This window comes from Gimesia chilikensis (assembly GCF_008329715.1).
GTDB lineage: Bacteria > Planctomycetota > Planctomycetia > Planctomycetales > Planctomycetaceae > Gimesia > Gimesia chilikensis.
Genome location: NZ_VTSR01000003.1, coordinates 1 through 20639, shown reverse-complemented (window position 1 = coordinate 20639; position 20639 = coordinate 1). Strand labels below are relative to the sequence as shown.

Sequence of the window (20639 nt, the reverse complement as noted above, 5' to 3'; positions counted from 1 at the left end):
GCGAAGAGCGCGCAGGGAGGGACGCCATATACATAACTAACTGTATAGCAAGGCCGAACGGGAGATACAATCCTTATCCCCGCGAACAATGGCATTGTTCGCGTTTTTTCCAGCGTCTGGTCAGCCACGGCGCAGGCCACGAACGTGTTGTCGTGCCTGTCGACCCGTCTCAGGCCGAGACGACCAGACGCCACTGCACAGCCGCTACCACATGCATCTTAATACATGGGCAGCGGGTCAAGTGGAGCAGAAGCGGTAGCTGGTACTGATCCCTGGATGACAGGAGCAGCTGCAGTGGACTGATAAGTATCGTAGGTGTTGTAGGCTCCCTGAGGTGCGTAAGTCGGAGCACCGACACCACAGTTACCGGTTGAGCATCCACCGCCACCAAAGGGCATGACTGGTGCCATGGAAGGACCATAGTTACAGCTGCCGCAGCTACCGTAACGTCCACACTGGCAACCTGTTGTCAGAGCGATCAATGCGATACCCAGCATTGTAATTCCGAAACGTTTCATGAGTTCAATCCTTTTCTTCAACAATGGAGCGACTGAAAAATTCAATCGCTGATAATCATTCTTTGATGTGGAATAGTTCTTACGCTTAAGAGGCAGCCGATGCCGCCGATCGATTCCAGCCCAGAGGGATTACGCTCGACTTCGAGCCGGCCCAATGTGCTGTAAAACCACCGGGATGACGTTCCTGATTCATCGCCAGTGCGAGTAGTTCGTCTCTGATTTCATTTACGCCCCGCGAAAGTGCCACGGTTGCGGAGTGGCGACCTTTCCAGATCTGCAGACCGGGGTGAAAGCCTTCAAACTGACCGGAGATAATGGTTTCCCAGGAAGCGTTCCGGCGGTTGATACTCACCGAGAGTTCGCGACGCAGGTTCCACCAGCGGAAAAACGTAGTCAGTGAAGTCACCCAGACCAGCGGCATCTGTTTGCGGTCCAGATTGATGTTTTCAAATAATGTCTTGAGCTGATTCCGCGATTCGATTGAGGTCAGCGAGACCGGCAGTCCCTGACGGTAGCTGCTGACCAGTTCCACGCGAAGTTTGCGGGCCGATTCCTCGTTCGCCCGGTTCATCCAGGCTGCTTCTGCATTCAGATGCAGGTGATCGAGGGTCACCGGCAGGGGGCTCATCACATTTGTGTATTCAAGGAAATCCCGTCCCAGATCGGATTCACCGTAGCAGATGACTCCCTGGAAGGGATAAGGATAATCGCTGAGTCGAATCCAGACGCCGCCGGTTTGCTGTAACCGGTCTTTGAGTCGGATGACAAATGCAGCATTGAATTGTTCGATTCCGTGTGACGATTTCTGATGCATTTCGTCCCGGGTGCGTGCCTGCGCCTGTTTACTGGTGAATTCCGCCAGGTCAATCAACGGAATCCGACAGTGAGAGAGCAACTGTCGATCTCGAACGTTGAAAGCTTTTTGTGAACCCACCAGCAACAGATTCCAGCTGGATGACTGATAGCCTGAGAGTTGGGCCAGGTCATCATGCAGCTCTGTGACAGGCAGTCCCATTTCGCGCAAACCCTTCACGACAGGAGCAGCTACTCCTGACAGCAATATCGGGTAATCCGGCAGTTGACGCGAAACAGACATGATTAAACAGTCTTTATATGTAAGAACGAATATGGTGTCGCGCTGCGTTTCATTTTGAGAGCGAATGAAACACGACTTTGACAAAAACGAAGTGCAATCTGAAATCGATTGATGGGAATCAGTGTGGGAGGTGTGTGATCAACCTGTGAACCAGGCGCAGTGATCACGAATGTGAGGCGGGAAGATATTGCTTTTTGAAATTGAGGTCAATACGAAAGAAAGCGCACAAACCAAAAACCTTTAATCTTTTTTCTGATTTTAGATCCTTTTTAAAAAAATATTTTCGTTTTCTCATATAAGACCCACTGAATTCAGGTCATTTCAGAACGGGAACAGACGGCTCTCTATAAGGAAATGATTCAGCAATGATTGATGCAAGTCGCATTCTGCCCCGGGCTGATCAGGGGGGAATTCGGTCGCAAAAATTCTCTCTCAAATTGGGGTTGGTGAAAATCGGGAGTGCCCTCTATAATCCGCCTCTCGCGAGTCAAATGGATTGACGGGCGAGACGGACTTTTGAGTTTCACCATCACCTATATGATGGGTCCCTCTCAATGAGTTGAGAGAGATATGAGATTGAAAAGCAGATACGATTTAGAGTTTACTGACAGAAATACAACAACGTCTAAGCATGGAGGCGCGGCGTGGAAACAGTTCTGGTTATTGGACTTGATACGGTTGCCGGAGCAAATATAGCAACCTGCTTATCCAGTCGATATCGGGTTGTCGGATTAACTTCAGCTACACCAGTTTCCCTGCAGGGATGCGAAACACACACTTACCAGGAAGATGATGTCGAAACGACACAGCACTGGATGTCCGTGGTTCGTCCCGACTGGGTTGTCTATTGTGGAGTCGCAGCGAATTCTTCCTGGTCGGTTGACCCTGCGAAGTTTTCCACCAAAGACCCCGTGCTGGCAGCACGTAACTGGGTCAGTGCCGCGGAACTGCACTCCGCCCGATTCACACATATCTCGTCAGACGCCGTCTTCACCGGTCCCTGGATGTTCCACGAAGAGGACTGCCAGGGCATGTGCGAAAGCCCCGAAGCCGAACTGGTACGGGCCATCGAACGTGAAGTCAGTCTCTGCAACAATACATTGATTATCCGCACCAACGTATTCGGCTGGACTCCCACCGCCTACGGTACGGGACAAGTTGAGCAGCTGGTGCAGTCACTGCAGGACGGAAGTTATTCCGACCTCGACTGCTATCGGCACGGTACTCCGCTGCTGGCCACCGACCTGGCCGCGATTATCGAACACGCTTACCAGGAACGTCTGACTGGAACCTTCCATGTGGCTGGTGGCGAACGCATCAGTCCGCTGGAATTCGTACAGCGTCTGGCCAAGCAATTCGAACTGACTGTTCCCCTGCTGCCCCGGGCTACCGTGATGAATGAACGGGCCACCGGTTTTGCCAACGGAGAAACTTCTCTGCACACCCGCAAAATCCGTCGGGCTCTGAGCATCTCGATGCCGATGCTGGATGACGGCTTGCAGCGTCTGTTCGACCAGCAGACCAACGGCTATCTGAATCGTCTGAACAACGAGCCGGTGCGTTATTACGAGCAGGAAATTGCCGCGTAACGCGAAGCAGTTTAAAACCAAAGACAAAACCCCTGGTGGATCGACACCAGGGGTTTGTTTTTTTGATACTGCTACAAACTGTTAAGCCAGGATTTTTGTCACGAGCTTCGCGGGGTTCACGCCGATCAGTTTCTGATCGAGGCCCTGGAAGCGGAAGGACAACTGATGCGGATCCAGGCCCAGCAGATGCAGGATCGTTGCGTGCAGATCGTAAACGGGAACTTCATCTTCGATCACATTGAAGCCGAAATCATCGGAACGACCGATGGTCGTCCCCCCTTTGATTCCACCGCCGGCGAGCCACATGGTAAAAGCGTTGGGATGATGATCGCGACCATCATTGCCCCCCTGCACCATCGGCGTCCGTCCGAATTCGCCTCCCCAGACAACGAGGGTGTCTTCGAGCAGTCCCCGCTGTTTGAGGTCCTTGATGAGTGCTGCGGATGCCTGATCGGTGGCGGCGCAGTTACTCTTGAGTCCGCCTACCAGACCGCCATGCTGATCCCATGATTCGTGGAAGAGCTGCACGCAGCGAACGCCCCGTTCCACCAGTCGACGGGCCAGCAGACAGTTATTAGCGAACGAGGTCTGCCCCGGTTCTGCACCATACAGTTCCAGCGTTGATTTGGTTTCCTGCGAAAGATCCATCACATCCGGTGCACTGGCCTGCATGCGGTACGCCATTTCAAAGGAATTGATGCGGGTGGCAATCTCGGGATCTCCCACCTGCTCCAGATGCCGCTGATTCAAGGCTTTGAGTGTATCGAGGGAATCGCGCTGGAGTTCAGTGGAAACCCCGGGAGGATTTTTGAGGTAGAGCACCGGTTCCTGGCCGCCGCGGAACATGACTCCCTGATGCGTAGTCGGCAGGAACCCGCTGCCCCAGCAGGAGCTGCCCCCACTGGGGCCTTTATTGCCGGAACTGAAGACCACAAAGCCCGGCAGATTTTTTGACTCGCTGCCCAGCCCATAGAGCGTCCAGGCGCCGAGGCTCGGTTTACCGAAGAGCTGAGAACCGGTGAGTGCCTGAATCTGCGCGGGGGCGTGATTGAAGGCATCGGTCTTCATACTTTTCACGATGGCGATGTCATCGACGACGTCCGCCAGATGGGGCAGGATCTCGGAGAGTTCCGCACCGCATTCTCCGTGCTTTTTGAATTTGAACTTCGGCCCCAGGAACTTCGAGTTCGGGTTGATAAACGCAGCTCGATAACCTTTGAGCAGTTCTTCAGGCGGCAGCTTGCCATCGAATTTACTCAGCACTGGTTTATCGTCGAACAGTTCCAGATGACTGGGTCCGCCCCCCATGAACAGGAAGATGATGTTCTTCGCTTTAGGTGAATGGTGGGGCTCACGAGGTGCCAGCGGGTCCTGCGGTGCAGACGTGGAATTTGCCAGCAGGTCACCGGATTCCTGGAGCAGTTGTGCGGTGGCGATTGCTCCAACGCCGACGCCGCATTGCTGTAGAAACCAGCGTCTGGCGATCGGATGTGCGGGATGTTGTATTTGATTCATGATGATAACCTGTTGGGGTCAGGAAGCGACGGAAACACCGGTCACTTCCCTCTGTTATTCTTTGGTAATCGTTTCGTCCATGTTGAGCAGGATACGCGAAAGTGCGACCCAGGCGGCCAGTTCGGCGGTGGCAGGTTCCGGGCTGTTATTGGTGGTTGTGATCTGCTTAACCTCGTCCGGATGCCCTGCGAAATAGTCGCGTTGCTTCTGCAGGAAGCGGATCAGCAGTTGAATCTCTGCCTGTGAAGGATGTCGGGAGACACAGCGGCGGAAAGCGGTTTCGATTCGCTCTGTATCGGAGGCACCCTTAGCAGCCAGCGTGGTTTCCGCGAGCCCCGTGGCACATTCCATGAACAGTGTTTCATTGAGCGTGGTCAGCGCCTGGAGTGGTGTATTGGAACGGTTGCGTTTGACTGTCGCGATATCGCCATTCGGGGCGTCAAAGGCCTGCAGCATGGGATAGGGGACAGAACGGAAACGGAAGGTATAAATGGCCCGGCGGTAGCGGTCCTCATCCTGATCGACATTCCAGGTTTTGGGACCGTAGCTCGCCGGCTTTTCGAACAGGAAGGCCGGCGCGGGAGGATACACAGAGGGGCCGCCAATTTCGGAATTGAGCAGACCGCTGGCCTTGAGGGCGATGTCGCGTACGATCTCCGCATCAACGCGATAGCGGGGACCGCGGGCCAGGAGTCGGTTGTAGGGATCCTGCTCCAGCAGTGCGGGAGTGACGCGGGACGACTGCTGATAAGTGTTGGAGGTGACAATCAGTGTGTGCAGTTTTTTCAGATCCCAGCCTTCATCCATGAACCAGACGGACAGCCAGTCCAGCAGTTTGCGATGCGTCGGCGCTGCACCCTGGGAACCGAGGTCTTCACTGGTGGCAACAATGCCCTGACCGAAGTAGGCCTGCCAGACACGGTTGACGATGGCCCGGGCGGTTGTGGGAGACTGCCGATCCACGAGCCAGCGGGCAAAGGTCAGTCGATTGACTTCCGTCCCTTGTGGCAGTGTATTCAGAAAGTCGGGAACACCGGGATCGACCACCTGTTTCTGTTTGAGGAAGTCGCCGCGTTCGAGCAGATGGGTTTCGCGCGGTGCCGGTCGTTCCTGATAGACGAGTTGAGTCGTCCCTTTAGGGTGCTGTTTCCAGAGGGCGGCGATCTGTTCGTTCTGCGCTTTCCACTCCGGGACGAGCGTCCGCCAGTAGCTGAAGATTTCCGACTGCTGTTGCAGTGTGCGTTGTTCTGCGGAGATCGTCAGCAGTTCACGAACGCGATCGGGAACTTGATCGGCGGCGGCGTTCTCATCTGTCGTATACGAGATGCGAAAGCGTCCCAGATTCATGGTCTGGTTATCGTCGCTGTTCCAACCGCCGTGCATCTGCACCAGGCTGATTTTCAGCTTCGTTCCTGCAGCATAGCCAAATGGTTTCTCAGCATTGAAGACCGCTTCGTGAGGCTGATTCATGCGCCCCGGCCCCCCATCAATGCCCCAGGCGGTTGAGTTGTCCCCATCGATGGCATACTCCACCGGGCCGGTAAAGCCACGCACTCCTTTTTTGTCTGCGTAGGGATTCTGAAGCTGTTGTCGCTCATTCGCAAAGTCTGCCGAGGCTTTTACGAATTTGACGTTGGCTTTCTGTTTTGCATCCTGAGGATTTTCGACACTGAGCTTGATGTCGGTGAGAGCACACAAACCCTCAGTCGAACGGCCGGGTCCGCCTGCGGGCAGGTTGGGATGATTCAAGAGTTCCAGCCGCAGGGCCTTGATCTGGGACGCATCGACGGTCGCTTCAAAATTCGAGGTGAAGCGGGACGGTGCATAACCCTGTGCCAGCTGTGAATGATCGGGCTGTTCGAAGTAGCGCTGCGAGTTACTGTCGATGTTTGTGAGCTTCAGCACGTGCCACTGAGGCTGGTTCTGCTTGACACTTTGTTCCCAGGCAGCCATCTCTGTGGCCCAGTTCGGCTTCTGTGCTTTCAGCTGTTCTTCAATCGCTTTGATCTTGTGAAAGAGTTTAGTGCGCTGCGTCTGTTCTTCATCCGTATAACCGCGAATGCTGGCTTCGTAGGAGTTGTTGATGCAGGCGAAGATCTGGTAATAATTCTCCTGCGTCAGTGGATCGTATTTGTGTGTGTGACATTGTCCGCACTGCAGTGTCAGCCCCAGAATACTTTTGCCGATCGTATCCATGCGGTCGAACATGGCTGCCATGCGAAATTCTTCGGGGTCGATTCCCCCTTCTTCGTTGAGCATGGAGTTCCGCATGAAGCCGGTGGCGACTTTTTGATCCTGTGTTGCCTGAGGCAGCAGGTCACCGGCGATCTGTTCGGTAATGAACTGATCGTAAGGTTTGTTTTCGTTGAAGGCATCAATCACCCAGTCGCGATAGAGCCAGACATTCCGGGGCGCATCTTTTTCATAACCGTTCGAGTCGGCATAGCGGGCGGCATCGAGCCAGAGACGACCCCAGCGCTCGCCATAGTGGGGAGAAGCGAGCAAACGGGTCACCTGTTTCTGCCAGGCTAAAGGGCTCGGGTCGTTGACGAATTGATCGACCTCTTCAATGGTGGGAGGCAGGCCGATCAGATCGAGACTCAAGCGACGCAGACGCGTGATGCGGTCTGCTGGTTCGGAAAACGTGAGGCGTCGCTGTTCAAGTTTTTCCAGGATGAATGCATCAATCGGATTCTGCACCAGCGACTGTTGTTTCACCTGGGGAACGGGTGGTTTTACGGGTGGCTGAAAGGCCCAGTGTGAAGCCCAGGGAGCACCGGCGGCGATCCATTGACGGATTTTTTCGATGTCTGCCTTGGAGAGTTTTTTACCCGAGTCTACAGGAGGCATACGCAGACTTTCATCCTCGGCGGTCATGCGCTGATAGATCAGACTCTCTTCCGGTTTGCCGGGAACAATCAGCGCCTGCTCTCCCGCTTTGCCGAAGAGTCCTTCTTTGAGATCCATGCGGAAATCGGCTTCACGGTGTTCATCATCCGGACCGTGACAGGCAAAACAGGCGTCGGATAACAGCGGACGAATATCGGAAGCGAAATCAAAGTCCGCAGGCGCTGCCCCTGATTCTGCAAAGGCGGAATTTCCAAGAGAGACTGTCAGCATCAGGCAAGACAGTAGGAACAGTGAGCACGTTTGTTTGACCATAATCCTGCTTTCGGTCGTTCTTTCAGAGTCGAGAACCGACGCTGTGAGCAGTCAACCGGGTGGCAAAGTTTTTTTTTAGCAGGAAAGACCTGGTAACAACCACTGCCAACCGGAAATTTTTTGCTGCACGGGAAGGATTCTCGCATCTCAACACAGACACGAGTGAATACCGGTCCGCCACTTTACCCAAAGTGGGGTAGCTCACGACTTCACCTAAAGCCATTTGAGCAGGTGACTTAAGTGCCAGGCAAGGTAGGAGTTTTCCCTGGCAGATCTTGTCTATCATTATACGAAGTCAGCAGGGGAGAATTCAAGTTTTGCCTGAAAGAGTCGGTTGGAAACGGATCACTTTTTATGAAGATCCCCTTCAAAACCTTGCCGTATATTCAACAAACCTTAACACAACGCCCGTTTTGTTTCATTCTGCCACACATTATTCATCTCTACTTAACATGTCAGGGAGAAAGATCTTCACATTATCTCGATACTGTACTCCCAACTGAGATTTGCAGCCGGCACCGCAAATTTCTGCACACGAGACCGAGTTGAATTCAACCAGAAGTGAAGAGAGTCAAAAGCAAAGAAGAGAGTTCAAGGGGGGCAGATCATATTCGATCATCATCAATTGCCAGAGTGATGGGGGGATGACCTGTTTCTTAAAAAAGTAAAAGTCAATCGTACTAGCCTTCATTTGTTCGCGTCACTGTCAAACTTTTTAAACTAACAGGAACTGTAATGAAAAAATCACGTGCTCGTAATCTGAAACGCTCAGGTTTTACCCTGATCGAACTTCTGGTGGTGATCTCGATCATCGCTCTGCTGGCTGCCCTGCTGATCCCAGCTGTTTTCGCAGCCCGCGAATCTGCCCGCTCTTCACAGTGTAAGAGCAACCTGCGTCAGTTTGGTCTTTCCATGCACGCCTTCGCATCAACTGACCCCAGCGGTCGCTACTGCACCGGTGCTTACGACTTCCGTCGTGACGGATGTCCTGACACCTGGGGCTGGGTCGCTGACATGGTCAACAGTGGTGCCGGTCTTCCTCAGAAGATGCTGTGCCCTTCATCGACTCTGCTCGGTTCAGAAAAACTGAACGACATGATCGGTGTGGCCAACACCAGTAACAAAGACTCTGCTCCACTGTCACGTCTGAGTGATGGTGTCTGTGCGACCTGGACTTCCGGTACAGAAGGTACTCCTGCCCGTCTGTTACAGGTTGCTAAACTTCTGGAAGATGGTTACGGAACGAACTACGCATCCAGCTGGTTCCTCGTACGTTCAGGAGCCAAGACTTCTGCAGGCGTAACATCATCCGGTCTGAAAGGTTTCGGCGGAAGTCTGGGTCCCTTGACCATTCGTCGTCTGGATTCTTCTCGCGTCGCTTCTTCGGCTGTCGCTTTCATGGGTTGTGGAGCTCCTGGTGACGTCGGCGAAGCTGTTCTGTCTCACTCCATTCCCGGATTCGTAGACGCTGGTGAGCGTCTGGCTGAATCTTTCAACGACGGTCCCGGCCGCTGGGATCCGACTGCAGGAACTGGTGGAGCCATCACCCTGATGCCCGCTGGTACCAATGTTGTTGGAGCGATTCCTGCTGAACTGCCCGACCCCAACCGTGCTGGTACTCCCGGCCCTGATACTTTCCTCTGGCTGCAGGATTCTCGTGACTGGTACGCATGGCACGGCCGTGGATCTAACAAGATCTGCAACATCCTGATGGCTGACGGTAGTGTGAAAGCAATGGTTGACCTGAACGGTGACGGCTTCCTGAACCCCGGTTTCACCGGTTCTGCTTCAGGTGGTTCTGGATACACCGACGCCACTGTTGAACTGCGTCCTTCTGAGTGCTTCTCCGGTCCCTGGCTGGATGCTCAGCTGACTAAAGGTAACTTCGAATAAGCTTCGAAGCATCACCTGAATGAGAGATGTTCCGAGTGGCCGGTCAATGACCGGTCACTCTTTTTTATGCGCCTGACAACTGATATTCGAATTTGCGGGCTGTTTCAGGCGATGATCTCTTTAATCACATGACCATGCACGTCGGTCAGGCGACGGTCGATCCCATTGTGCCGGAACGTCAGCTTTTCGTGATCAATGCCCAACAGGTGCAGGATTGTCGCGTGCACATCGTAGCACATCGTGGGGTTAGCGGGATCGGCAGGCTTGAAGGACCACTGATCGGACTCGCCATAAGTGGTGCCCCCTTTGATGCCGCCTCCCGACAGCCAGTTGGTGAAGACGAACGGATTGTGGTCGCGGCCTTTGCTTCCCTGGCTGCAGGGCATTCTGCCGAACTCGGTCGTCCAGAGAATAATCGTATCGTCGAGCATACCTCTCTGCTTCAGATCCTGAATCAGTGCTGTAGCCCCGATGGACATGCCCCGGCCTAAAGGCCAGTGATCGCGTTTGATGTCTTCATGCGAATCCCAGTTACGACGGGGGAAGCCGTTGTCGGCTCCCGACCAGATCTGCACGAAGCGGACACCCTGCTCCAGCAGTCTTCGGGCTACCAGACAGTTGCGACCGAAGTAGGCGATCTCAGCTGCTTCGCTGATACCTTCCTGCACTTCAAAGTCGACCGAGTCGAGACCGTACATATTGAGCGTGCTCTTTGTCTCGCCGGACAGGTCGAGTACTTCCGGTGCCTGCAGCTGCATTTTCGCGGCCAGTTCATAAGACTTGATGCGGGCATTCAGCCGCGAATCACCGGCTCGTTGTGCTTCATGTTTCTGGTTGAGCTGTTTCAGTGCGGCGAGCACATCGTGATCGCTCTGGCGGGTGATGAAATCATTATTGGATGGGAACAGGTTGGCGATGGGTGTTTTGGAATTCGGACGAATCATGGTGCCCTGGTTACTCGCGGGCAGGAAGCCGGCGGACCAGTTGGCAGCGCCATTCGGTGCGAAGCCGCGCGGATCGGGGAGCACAACGAACGTCGGCAGGTTATCGGTCATGCTGCCCAGACCGTAGCTGATCCAGGCCCCCATGCCGGGAAAGCCGGGGAGAATAAATCCGGTAGCCTGCATAAAAGTCGCCGGGCCGTGAACGTTCGACTTGCTGACCATATTGTGAATGAAGGCCATATCGTCAACACACGCGCCCAGGGGGGCGACGCAATCGTTGAGCCACTTCCCCGATTCGCCGTACTGTTTCCACTTCCAGGGTGCCTGCATCGTCTTGCCTGGCGAGGACTGAAACAGCTGCACTTTTTCTCCCGGGTCCCATTCGTTGCCGTTGTCCTTGATGAGTTCGGGTTTAAAGTCGAACGTATCACACTGACTCGCGGCTCCCGACATGTAGAGTTGGACCACGCGTTTCGCGCGGGGCGGATGATGCAGGACGTGCGTTCCAGCAGGGGCAGCGCTCAGCAGCTGTTCCTGTTTGAGCAGCGACGCCAAAGCGATGCTTCCCAGCCCCCCGCCTGCGTGCAGCAGAAATTCACGACGATCCATGAGATGACTTTCCTGTGTGTTAATCGATAAAGATAAATTCGTTGCTGTTGAGGATCAGGCGACAGACATTGGCCAGCCCGTGCTGCTCCCCCACTTCGACGAGCAGCTTCACCTCGTCCGGCGTGGGAGTTCTGCCCAGTGCAGTTTCGAATGCGCGGGCCACCTGCGTTTTCAGTTCGCGTTTATCGCCTTTGACCTGCTCTGCGAAGAACCCGGACATGCTCACCATGAACTGATCGTTGAGCAGGGCGAGTGCCTGCAGGGCGGTCAGTGTCTGGATGCGTTTGGGTGTGATCTGCGAAGGGTCGGCACAGTCGAGTGATTCCATAAAAGGATCGGGGACCGAACGGACGATGAAACGGTAAATCGAACGGCGGTGCGTCTCTGCTGTTTTGGGATCGTATTTCTGGTAGAGGTAATGCGGCGAGTGCTGTGGTTTTTCGAGGACGAACAGGCGATCTCCGGGTCCGTACATGTTGAGATCGAGCTTGCCGCTGATCTGCAGGACGGCGTCACGGATGGCTTCGGCTTCCAGTTTTCGTCGATTCATCCGCCAGAGCAGACGATTGTCGCCATCGATCCGGGCGCCCCTGTCGTTGGTCTGTGATGACTGTTGATAAGCGGTGCTGAGGACGATCCAGCGGTGCAGTTGTTTCAGTGACTGACCTTCATCGCGGAAGCGACTGGCGAGATAATCGAGCAGTTCCGGATGCGTGGGTTTCGCGCCCATACGGCCGAAGTCGTTAGGCGTATCGACGATCCCCTTGCCGAAGTGATAGAGCCAGATGCGGTTTACAATCGTACGCCAGGTCAGCGGATTTTGACGACTGATAATCCAGCGGGCCAGTGCAGCCCGGCGGGCGCCTTCGTCTCCCGGATCGGGTAGATGCAGGTCCTGGCCGAGGCCTTCGATCAGACCGGGGACGGCGGGTTCCACTTCGCGAATCGGTGCTTTTTCGCTACCGCGACTCAGCAGGAAAACCGGGCGCGGCTCGCCTTCCGTCGGTCGGAAATTTCCGCGGCGGGGGAAATCGGTTGCCGCAGCGAAGACCTTTTTCTGCGCGGGCAGTTTCTTGAGATTTGATTCGATCTGGTTGAGTCTGGCGGACCATTGGCGGAGTGATTCTTTTTCTTCGTCGGACGACAGACTGGCCAGCAGGTCATCCCGTTTCTGTTTGAGCTGTGCGAGATCCTGATTGGAATCGAGGCTCTGATAAAATTTACCGTCGATCAGATTCTTGCGAGCCCAGCGGGGAGGTGCTTCGATGGAATCCAGCGAGGTGACCTGCGCCTGAGGAGCAAGATTCCTGTCATCTTGTGCGACGACCTGAATTTCTCCCAGCGCGAAAATGAAATCATTTGAGCGGGGAGCGAGTTTCGTGGCCGTCAGTCTGAGATATTGAATTTTCTGGTTCTTCAGATCAAAGTGCAAAGGCGTTGTGCCGGGGTTCGCGTAGTCTTCCCGGGTCTGGTCGGCAATGACGGTGGGCGATTTGAAATCCGGGGTGTCTGAGATTTCCAGTTTGAAGCGTCGCGGGAAACCGAAGCCGGCACCGATGTTGTTGTAGTTGTCATAAGCGGGAATCAGTGTGATCTTTGCCGCGGTGACCGGCTGCTTGAAGTTGAGCTGCACCCACTTGGCTGCCTGATCAGACTTTTCAATCTGGCTGTGATAACCATAGGCGACGCCCTGCCCTGCTTTGGCTTCCTGTGCCTGTTTGAGTTCGGCTTCGATGCGTTTCAGTTCCGCCCCGCCCCGTTTTCGGATCTCTGTGTCGAGGTCCTGGTGGAGCTGCTGAACGCGGGCCTGTTCTGCCAGCAGGATGTTCCGTCTGCGGGCGGTTTCGGGATCCGGGTCAAAGGAACGCTCGGCGCGGTCAATGCCGGCGAAGACGGCCTGCAGACCGTAATAGTCTGCCTGGGAGATCGGATCGAATTTGTGATTGTGACAGCGGGCACACTGCACCGTGAGGCTGACCGTGGTATTCATGACGGTCGCCACCATGTCGTCGCGGTCGAGGTTGCGGGTGATTTTCTTTTCGATCAGGTTTTCGCTGATCTCGATCTGGCCGACCCAGTCGAAAGGGCCTGCGACGATGAAGCCGGTCGCGGGCACGCCGTCTGGTGAATGCGGGTTAATCACATCGCCGGCAATCTGCTGCTGAATGAACTGTGCGTAAGGCTTGTCTTCATTCAGAGCCCGGATGACATAGTCGCGATATGGCCAGGCATTTTCGCGGAGCTTGTCTTTGTCGTAACCGTGCGTGTCGGCGTAGTGGACCACGTCCAGCCAGTGCCGCGCCCAGCGTTCTCCGTAACGGGGGGAAGCGAGCAGCTTATCGACCAGTTTTTCATAAGCCCGCGGATCGGGATCGTTAACGAAGGCGTCGATTTCAGCCGGTGAGGGAGGCAGGCCGGTCAAATCATAATGAACACGACGGATCAGGGTCCGACGGTCGGCGAGTGGGGAGAACGTGAGTCCCGCTTTCCGCAGGCGGGCCAGCAGGAAGGCATCGACGGGGGTCCGCACCAGCAGACGTTCTTTAGCAGTCAACTCTGGTAACGCTGGTTGTTCCAGTGGTTGAAACGACCACCAGTCTTTCGCGGTGAGCTGGGCTTCGTGAATTCGCAGTTCCGGCGGCCAGACTGCGCCTGCTTTGATCCAGTTTCGCAGCGTGGCGATTTCCTGTTCGTTGAGTGGCGCTCCTTTTTTGGGCATCTCCGGCTCGGGGCCGGTAACGTAATCGAGCAGCATGCTTTCCGCAGCGACGCCGGGGACGATCACCCGCACATTCTCGCCCCCCTTGAGCGCACTCTGTTTGGTTTCCAGTGACAGACCGCCATCTTTCGTGCTTTCGTTATGACAGCGAATGCAGTGCTTTTGAAAGAGGGGGAGTACGTCTTTCGCAAAATCGGGTTCGGCGGCAGCTGTCGGTGCCGCGATGATCGGCAGGCAGCAGACCAGGGAGAGTGCGAATATCAGATTCCGTGAAATGAGAGAGCACATGCAGGCGATTCAATCTATTCTCAGAGGGTGAGTCATTTCTCTGGCGGGACGATACGAGGAAACATGCGGCTGCTGACCGAACGGCCCTCATTTATATATGGCGCGCCGGAGTGCGAATTGGTACCAGAACTTTTCCTCTTTTTAAGAAAATCACGGGATCCACCGATTTTCGGGTACCAATCGGCGAGTTGAAGCGCCATTTATTACAGAAGGAGAAACTATGCTGCCGTGTCTCCCGTTTCCACCTGCAGCATAATTCCCCGAAGCGCCTGCCATTGTTAGACTTAACTACGAAATGAACACTCCCGCAGACCATCCTGAATCGAGCGAATCTTTTTTCCGCCAGTTTTCCCAGTCGGACCGTAAGATCTACGGATACATCCTGGCGCTGGTGCTCGATGTGGCGGCTGCGGAAGATATTTTTCAGGAGACGTGCGTGATCCTCTGGAAGGAATATCCCCGCTATGATCCGGAACGGAGTTTTTTGAACTGGGCATACGGCATCGCCTTTAACCAGATCCGCAAGTACCGGCGGACGTTCCAGAACCAGCGGCTGATTTTCAGTGATGCACTGGTGACCGTGCTGGCAGAGGATGTGTCCCAGATGGCAGAAGAACAGAGCGAACGCCAGCTGGCACTCACCCGTTGCCTGGAGAACCTGTCGTCCCCCGAGCGGGATCTGCTCGATTCCTATTACGGCGATCGACAGACCGCGGCTACGCTGGCCGAACGGGGCAACTGTTCGGTGCATGCGATTTATAAAACAATTAAAAAACTGAGGCGGGCGCTGCACGAATGCGTCACCCGTCGACTATCGAGTGAGGCTTCATCGTGACCCAACCCGATCCTGACATCCGCGAACAGATTCTGGAACTGGCCGACGCCCAGTGTGCGGGCATCATCACGGAAGACGAACTCGCTACACTGGAAGGTCTGCTCACCGCGCATCCCGAGTACCGCCGCGAATACCTGAATTACGTTTTCGTGCACATCGGACTGGCGGGAACCGCCCAGGCGCGCGTGTTGCAGGATCCTGAATCGGAAGCAATACCCAGCGTCAAACCTGCTGCAGACCATACAAGCGAGCCCGTCGAACGGGGCTACCTGGTGATGCTGATTCCGATTGTCTGTTCGGCGATCTGCCTGGGCGCGGTGGGTATCTTTCTGTTAATGGGCGATTTTAAAGGGCTGTGGGAACCGGAGATGGTTCTGCAGCAGCGTTCCAAATATTACTTCGATGACAGCGCCTCGCCGCCGGAAGAAATCGCCAGCGTCAACCAGGTCGCACGGGCCCGCTGGGAACTGCTGGGGAACAGCCCGGCTGTCACGGATCGCTTCCAGCCGGGCACGGTCAAAGTGACGTCGGGCGAAGTCGAGTTTGCCTTTTCGGGTGGTGCAGACATTAACGTGGCCAGCCCTTCCCTGTTTGGCTTTGAACGCAAAGATCAGGGAACCCTGTTTTCCGGCAGCGTTTCGACGCAGCGTTCTGATCGCAAGGCGCTCTTTCGGCTGGAGACGCCGAGCATCGAGTTGATCGACCAGGGGACAGAATACGAAGTCAGTGTGAATGAAGCGGCTGAGACGTTCGTGCATGTGCTGGACGGCCAGGTCGCGGTCAAACCCCGCGGTCGGCTGCCGCGATTCTACTGGAACTTCGATGAGCCGCCCCAGACCGCGCTGTCCGATGTGTTGAACCGGAGTCCGGTTCAGGCTGGTAAGAATGCGCTGCGGGTCCAGGGACTGATTGGTCCGGGAGCCATTCAGTTCAACAACCGTCCCGATGCGAGCCTGCGGCTGGGGAACGGCGGCGGTCAGGAAGTAGGAACCGGCGATTACGCGGTCTCGACGGGTATCACCATCGAAGCGCTGGTGGTTTCCGACTGGAAAGCAGCGGACTCGCCTCAGACCCGAGCCCCCTTCGATTACGACGAAATCTTCCGCAAGGAGGATGGCAGCTATCGGATTCTGCTCAGCTTTCAGAATGATGACAAAGCGGGTATCACGCAGATTCCGCAGGTGGGTGATGGCCCCTGTCTCTCGTTCGGACTCTATCTGTCCGGGCTGGGTTACAGCGAACTGGACATGCCTCTGGACGGGAAAGAGGGCCGACCGACGCTGGCTGAAATTCGCGATGGTCAGCCGCACCATATCGTCGGCACCTATAATGGCTGGACGGGTGAGAAAGCCATTTATATCGACGGCGTCATGCGGATGAGCCATCGCTTCCCGGTAGGGACGATGATCATCAGTGGTGGTGCAGCGCCCGCGGTGATCGGGAATCTGATCTCAGCACAATCGGCTACTCTGGTGGGCCGCGAACCATTTAATGGCGTGATTGACGAAGTCGCTTTCTACGACTATGCCCTCAATGCTGGCACGATCGCGACCCATTTCAGTCTGTTCAAAGCGGGCAAAGACTATTTTGACGGCCAGTTTCTGGACATCCTCCGCCAGGAAAAACAGGAAGATTACCTGTTAATCCACAAGGGACAGAAGATGAAATTCTCCGCGGAGACGGGCAAGCCGGTACTTTAATCCGCTGCAACTCTGTCGGGCTCACTCATCCAGTGAGCAACCCTTGGTTTCCTTAATTGTGAGAATGATGCAGAAGGAGATCGCGGCGATGCCGGAGAGGTACCAGGCGATGGCCAGTGGATTGCCGGTTGCTTTGACCAGCCAGGCTGCGACCATCGGAGCCGTCCCCCCGAAGATGGCGAAGGGGATATTATAACTGATGCTGGCGGCACTCACCCGCACGCCCCGCCGAAAGAGTTCGGTGATCGTCGCGGGAATGGCCCCGGCGAAGCAGGCGACCAGGACAGCGAAGCCGATCTGGCCGGTGAGGATCATCGCGAAATTGTGGTGGTGCATCAGGCGGAGCAGCGCGGGAGAGAGGATCGCGACGCCGGCCGAGCCGACGAGCAGCAGTGGCTTACGTCCAAAGCGGTCGGCGAGTATTGCGGTGATCGGGACCAGCACGGTGAGGGCGGCCATGCTGAGCGTATTAATGTCGAGGGCTTCCGCGCGGGTTTCGCCGACTTCTTCCACCAGCCAGGTCGAGAGGTAGATGAAGACGGTGTAAAAGGTGACGGCGTTCATCATGTTGAGTCCGGCGGACTGCAGCATTTCCGTGCGGTGTCCGGTCCAGGCATCCTTGAGCGGCGAACTGGGTTCCTGTTCGGCCAGCTCTTCGGCCAGGGGTTGATCGGGAATGCCGTGCCGAATGAAATAGCCGACAAAAGCGACCAGGACGCCGGCGAGGAACGGAATCCGCCAGCCCCAGCTCTGCAGCTGGATGTCGGTGGTGAAACTGTTAATCAGAGCGCCGACGGCTGAACCGAGCAGGATGCCGCAGGTCGCGCCGATCATACTCCAGGCCCCGAAGAAGGCCCGGCGGTGCGGTGGTGCGTGCTCGACGAGGAACACGAACGAGCTGGTGTATTCGCCGCCAACGGAGACGCCTTGAATCATGCGGAGCAGGATCATCAGGATGGCGGCGGAGATTCCGATTTCGGCATGTGTGGGCAGGAGTCCGACGAGCATCGTGGGAACCGCCATCATCATCACCGAGAGGGTGAGTGCTTTCTTGCGGCCGATGCGGTCGCCGATATGTCCGAAGAGGACGGCTCCCACAGGTCGCATCAGGAAGCCGGCGGCAAAGGCACCGAAGGCGGCGATCAGCGAAGTGCGGGCGTCTTCGGCGGGGAAGAAGAGTTTGCCGATAGTGGGTGCGAAGAAGCCGTAGACGGCGAAGTCGTACCATTCGAGAATGTTCCCGATGAAACCGGCGGCGAGTACGCGCGTTTTTTTGCCTCCGGTTGCCTCTGCATCGATTTCCTGTGCCACGGTCGACATGAAGGTCTGCATCCTTAGAGCTGGTGCTGAATTCAGGAAGCGACGTGATTGAGTTCAGCGGGATTTTGCATGAGAGAAGCCGCGTCCTGTTGCGGCCCCATTGGTTGCGTGTGAATAGTTTAGGTGATGTGCTGACGGGGGGGAATGTTGATTTTGGGTTGTGGGGGATTATTTGCAGTTCGGAAGCGTCGCTGGTTTCTACCACGAAAAGCACGAAAGACACGAAAATTCCTGGTAGGGACGATCAGGTGCTGGTGATGTTGGTTGAATTACAGGCGGCTAGCGTTTTGTTACTCAGGATTGGGGATCTGTTTATTGATTGAACCTTTGCCCTGTCAGTTTCCTGCTCGCTGCGCTCGGCCCGAATTTCATTCGGGCTTACCCAGTCATGTGAGCGGAATGGCGCTCGCCACCGGTGAGTGGGATCAGCGCTGGAGATTTTACCGGCGGCTCGCGCCTTGCCGCTCAGGGTTGGTGGGCTGGTTCTGGTTTGGGGGTGTTGTACTGCGACCTCCTGTTGGCTGCGGTAATCTCGGATTGTATCCGCGACCGCCCCGCCCCTGGATTTTTTCTTTTTTTGATTGACACATTTGTAGCACTGGCTACAATATCGGAGTATATGTAGCCCCGGCTACATTTTGTCGCTCACCAATTTGTAGCCTTGGCTACTTTTTAAACACACCTATTCTCCTGCTCTGTAAAGGTTTACCGTAATGAGCTACCCGCCTGCCCGACTGTCCCGCCGGGGTTTTACGTTGATTGAACTGCTGGTGGTGATCGCGATTATTGCCACGTTGATTGCCCTGCTGTTGCCTGCAGTTCAGCAGGCGCGGGAGGCGGCGCGGCGGAGTCAGTGCAAGAATAATCTGAAACAGCTGGGGCTGGCGTTGCATAATTATCATGATACGCACTCCTGTTTTCCCGCGGGTTATTATTCGTATGGAACCAGCGACGGTTCGGGGCCGGGCTGGGCGGAGATTGATGCGAATACCTGGGATGCGGCACCGGGCTGGTCGTGGAGCATGATGCTGCTGCCTTACCTGGATCAGGCGAATATCTACAATGCACTGGACGTGAACCGGCCCTGCTGGAACCTGGCGAATGCGGGGGCTGTGCAGACCAAGCTGCCGGTCTTTCTGTGTCCGACCTCTTCGGGCGGCGATGAGCCGTTCCTGGTGCGGGACGGAGCCGGCAGTCCGCTGTTGAAAGGGGGCGCGCAGCTGCTGTTCGGTCGGTCGCATTATGTCGCCAGCCATGGTCAGGAATCGTGTTGGGGGGATTGCGGGGCGAGTACGACGGGTGTGATCTTCACGGATATTTACACCAAGACAACCAAAACGGTGACGATTAACGGCGATGCTTCGAAGGTAGCGGATGGACCGTTCTTCCGTAATTCACGCACACGAATGCGGGACGCCACCGATGGTCTCTCGAATACGATTTTCCTGGGCGAACATTCTTCGCGACTCAGTGATAAAACCTGGGTGGGTGTGGTGCCGGGGGCATTTACACATCCCCAGTTTTCGACTCCCGAGAATGGACCGGACGCCGCGGCGACACTGTCGCTGGTACATGCAGGACCTTCGGGGGGCGAGCTGGACATCACCGGGTTCCCGATTATCCATCCGGTGAACTTTCCGACCTACCACGTGGGGCAGATGTATTCCGAACATGTGGGGGGCGGGCATGTCTGCCTGGGCGATGGTTCAGTCCGGTTTGTTTCCGAGAATATTGATCTGCTGCTCTGGGCGGCCCTCTCGAGTCTGAACGAGGGTGAATTGATCGGGGAGTTTTAAGATGCCACGTCGAATGATTTTCTCACTGGTGTTGTTGCTGTGTGGAAGCCTGCTGCTGTCCGGCTGCGGGTATCCGGAGGTTTCGCCGAAGACGTATGAACTTTCCAAGGCCCTGTATTCGGTCTGTAACCAGAAGAGCACCGAGCGGCTGGTCAAAGTGCAGGCGCTGATTCAGAGTTCGCTGGAGCAGGAAGAAATCACTTCGCGGGAGGCGGACTGGTTGAACGAGATTATCAAACAGGCGCAGGCAGGCGAATGGGAGGAGGCTTTACGGGAGTCCCGACAGATTATGGAGGATCAGGCGGGGCGGTGAGAACCGTTCGTAACTGGAATTGGTTTCTACCACGAAAAGTGCGAAAGACACGAAATTTTCTGGTTGGTGTGATTTATCTATAATGGGTTTAATTACTGGCGGCTTGTGTTTTGTCGCTCAGGGTTGGGAATCTGTTTAGCGATTCAACCTTTTCACTGTCAGTTTCCTGCTCGCTGCGCTCGGCCTGAATTGCATTCGGGCTTACCCCGGTTATGTAAGCGGAATGGTGCTCGCCACCGGTGAGTGGGATCAGCGCTGGAGATTTTACCGGCGGCTAGTAACTCCGCTCTTAAGTTCGTTCCCACCAGAGCGGTTTTTTATGCTGTTTTCCTGATTTCTGTA

The 20639-nt window shown here is 55.5% G+C and carries 14 protein-coding genes; 7 read left to right on the top strand and 7 right to left on the bottom strand.

Annotated elements, in window-relative coordinates; all coding sequences use genetic code 11:
* Positions 1–218: 218 nt before the first annotated feature.
* Together FYZ48_RS03185 and FYZ48_RS03180 are read right to left on the bottom strand one after the other, a co-directional pair.
* On the bottom strand, positions 219–518 hold the full coding sequence (locus FYZ48_RS03185; protein ID WP_145044314.1) for a hypothetical protein: 300 nt from the start codon (positions 516–518) through the stop codon (positions 219–221).
* 85 nt (positions 519–603) lie between these two features.
* A complete protein-coding gene (locus FYZ48_RS03180) occupies positions 604–1614 on the bottom strand; it encodes a hypothetical protein (protein ID WP_149337465.1) in 1011 nt (336 codons plus the stop codon).
* Positions 1615–2258: 644 nt separating this feature from the next.
* On the opposite strand from FYZ48_RS03180, the gene FYZ48_RS03175 reads away from it, so the two are divergent.
* Positions 2259–3203 carry a sugar nucleotide-binding protein gene (locus FYZ48_RS03175; RefSeq protein WP_149337463.1) on the top strand — a complete coding sequence of 315 codons (945 nt, stop codon included), beginning with the start codon at positions 2259–2261 and terminating at the stop codon, positions 3201–3203.
* Positions 3204–3284: 81 nt separating this feature from the next.
* Here the strand turns inward: FYZ48_RS03175 and FYZ48_RS03170 are convergent, their stop codons facing one another.
* Both FYZ48_RS03170 and FYZ48_RS03165 read right to left on the bottom strand, forming a co-directional pair.
* Complete coding sequence (locus tag FYZ48_RS03170; RefSeq protein ID WP_149337461.1) at positions 3285–4718, bottom strand: DUF1501 domain-containing protein; 1434 nt, start codon at positions 4716–4718, stop codon at positions 3285–3287.
* A gap of 54 nt (positions 4719–4772) precedes the next feature.
* Positions 4773–7880, bottom strand: coding sequence for a PSD1 and planctomycete cytochrome C domain-containing protein (locus FYZ48_RS03165; RefSeq protein ID WP_149337459.1), 3108 nt, complete (start codon positions 7878–7880; stop codon positions 4773–4775).
* A 735-nt stretch (positions 7881–8615) separates the two neighbouring features.
* On the opposite strand from FYZ48_RS03165, the gene FYZ48_RS03160 reads away from it, so the two are divergent.
* Positions 8616–9773, top strand: coding sequence for a DUF1559 family PulG-like putative transporter (locus tag FYZ48_RS03160; RefSeq protein WP_187781847.1), 1158 nt, complete (start codon positions 8616–8618; stop codon positions 9771–9773).
* Positions 9774–9877: 104 nt separating this feature from the next.
* Here the strand turns inward: FYZ48_RS03160 and FYZ48_RS03155 are convergent, their stop codons facing one another.
* A complete protein-coding gene (locus FYZ48_RS03155; RefSeq protein WP_149337457.1) occupies positions 9878–11326 on the bottom strand; it encodes a DUF1501 domain-containing protein in 1449 nt (482 codons plus the stop codon).
* Positions 11327–11345: 19 nt separating this feature from the next.
* Entirely contained in the window at positions 11346–14333 is a 2988-nt protein-coding gene (locus FYZ48_RS03150) for a PSD1 and planctomycete cytochrome C domain-containing protein (protein ID WP_149337455.1), read from the bottom strand.
* A 295-nt stretch (positions 14334–14628) separates the two neighbouring features.
* Between FYZ48_RS03150 and FYZ48_RS03145 the strand changes: the two genes are divergently transcribed.
* A complete protein-coding gene (locus FYZ48_RS03145; RefSeq protein ID WP_149337452.1) occupies positions 14629–15168 on the top strand; it encodes a sigma-70 family RNA polymerase sigma factor in 540 nt (179 codons plus the stop codon).
* Positions 15165–16868: a LamG domain-containing protein gene (locus tag FYZ48_RS03140; protein ID WP_149337450.1), complete on the top strand. Its 1704-nt coding sequence runs from the start codon at positions 15165–15167 to the stop codon at positions 16866–16868. The genes FYZ48_RS03145 and FYZ48_RS03140 overlap by 4 nt, the downstream gene beginning before the upstream one ends.
* Positions 16869–16889: 21 nt before the next feature.
* Here FYZ48_RS03140 and FYZ48_RS03135 read toward each other — a convergent pair whose 3' ends face one another.
* Positions 16890–18188 (bottom strand): MFS transporter, encoded by a 1299-nt coding sequence (locus tag FYZ48_RS03135; RefSeq protein WP_187781846.1) that lies wholly within the window; start codon positions 18186–18188, stop codon positions 16890–16892.
* Positions 18189–18232: 44 nt separating this feature from the next.
* On the opposite strand from FYZ48_RS03135, the gene FYZ48_RS03130 reads away from it, so the two are divergent.
* From FYZ48_RS03130 to FYZ48_RS03120, 3 genes are all read left to right on the top strand, one after another.
* Entirely contained in the window at positions 18233–18511 is a 279-nt protein-coding gene (locus tag FYZ48_RS03130; protein ID WP_149337446.1) for a hypothetical protein, read from the top strand.
* Between the two features lie 390 nt (positions 18512–18901).
* Complete coding sequence (locus FYZ48_RS03125) at positions 18902–19984, top strand: DUF1559 domain-containing protein (protein ID WP_149337444.1); 1083 nt, start codon at positions 18902–18904, stop codon at positions 19982–19984.
* A gap of 1 nt (position 19985) precedes the next feature.
* A complete protein-coding gene (locus FYZ48_RS03120; protein ID WP_149337442.1) occupies positions 19986–20297 on the top strand; it encodes a hypothetical protein in 312 nt (103 codons plus the stop codon).
* Positions 20298–20639: the final 342 nt, after the last annotated feature.

Coding starts and splice junctions, on each gene's coding strand:
- FYZ48_RS03160 (WP_187781847.1), top strand. CDS start 8,616: ATGAAAAAATCACGTGCTCGTAATCTGAAACGCTCAGGTTTTACCCTG.
- FYZ48_RS03120 (WP_149337442.1), top strand. CDS start 19,986: ATGCCACGTCGAATGATTTTCTCACTGGTGTTGTTGCTGTGTGGAAGC.
- FYZ48_RS03135 (WP_187781846.1), bottom strand. CDS start 18,188: ATGTCGACCGTGGCACAGGAAATCGATGCAGAGGCAACCGGAGGCAAA.
- FYZ48_RS03150 (WP_149337455.1), bottom strand. CDS start 14,333: ATGTGCTCTCTCATTTCACGGAATCTGATATTCGCACTCTCCCTGGTC.
- FYZ48_RS03145 (WP_149337452.1), top strand. CDS start 14,629: ATGAACACTCCCGCAGACCATCCTGAATCGAGCGAATCTTTTTTCCGC.
- FYZ48_RS03180 (WP_149337465.1), bottom strand. CDS start 1,614: ATGTCTGTTTCGCGTCAACTGCCGGATTACCCGATATTGCTGTCAGGA.
- FYZ48_RS03165 (WP_149337459.1), bottom strand. CDS start 7,880: ATGGTCAAACAAACGTGCTCACTGTTCCTACTGTCTTGCCTGATGCTG.
- FYZ48_RS03125 (WP_149337444.1), top strand. CDS start 18,902: ATGAGCTACCCGCCTGCCCGACTGTCCCGCCGGGGTTTTACGTTGATT.
- FYZ48_RS03170 (WP_149337461.1), bottom strand. CDS start 4,718: ATGAATCAAATACAACATCCCGCACATCCGATCGCCAGACGCTGGTTT.
- FYZ48_RS03155 (WP_149337457.1), bottom strand. CDS start 11,326: ATGGATCGTCGTGAATTTCTGCTGCACGCAGGCGGGGGGCTGGGAAGC.
- FYZ48_RS03185 (WP_145044314.1), bottom strand. CDS start 518: ATGAAACGTTTCGGAATTACAATGCTGGGTATCGCATTGATCGCTCTG.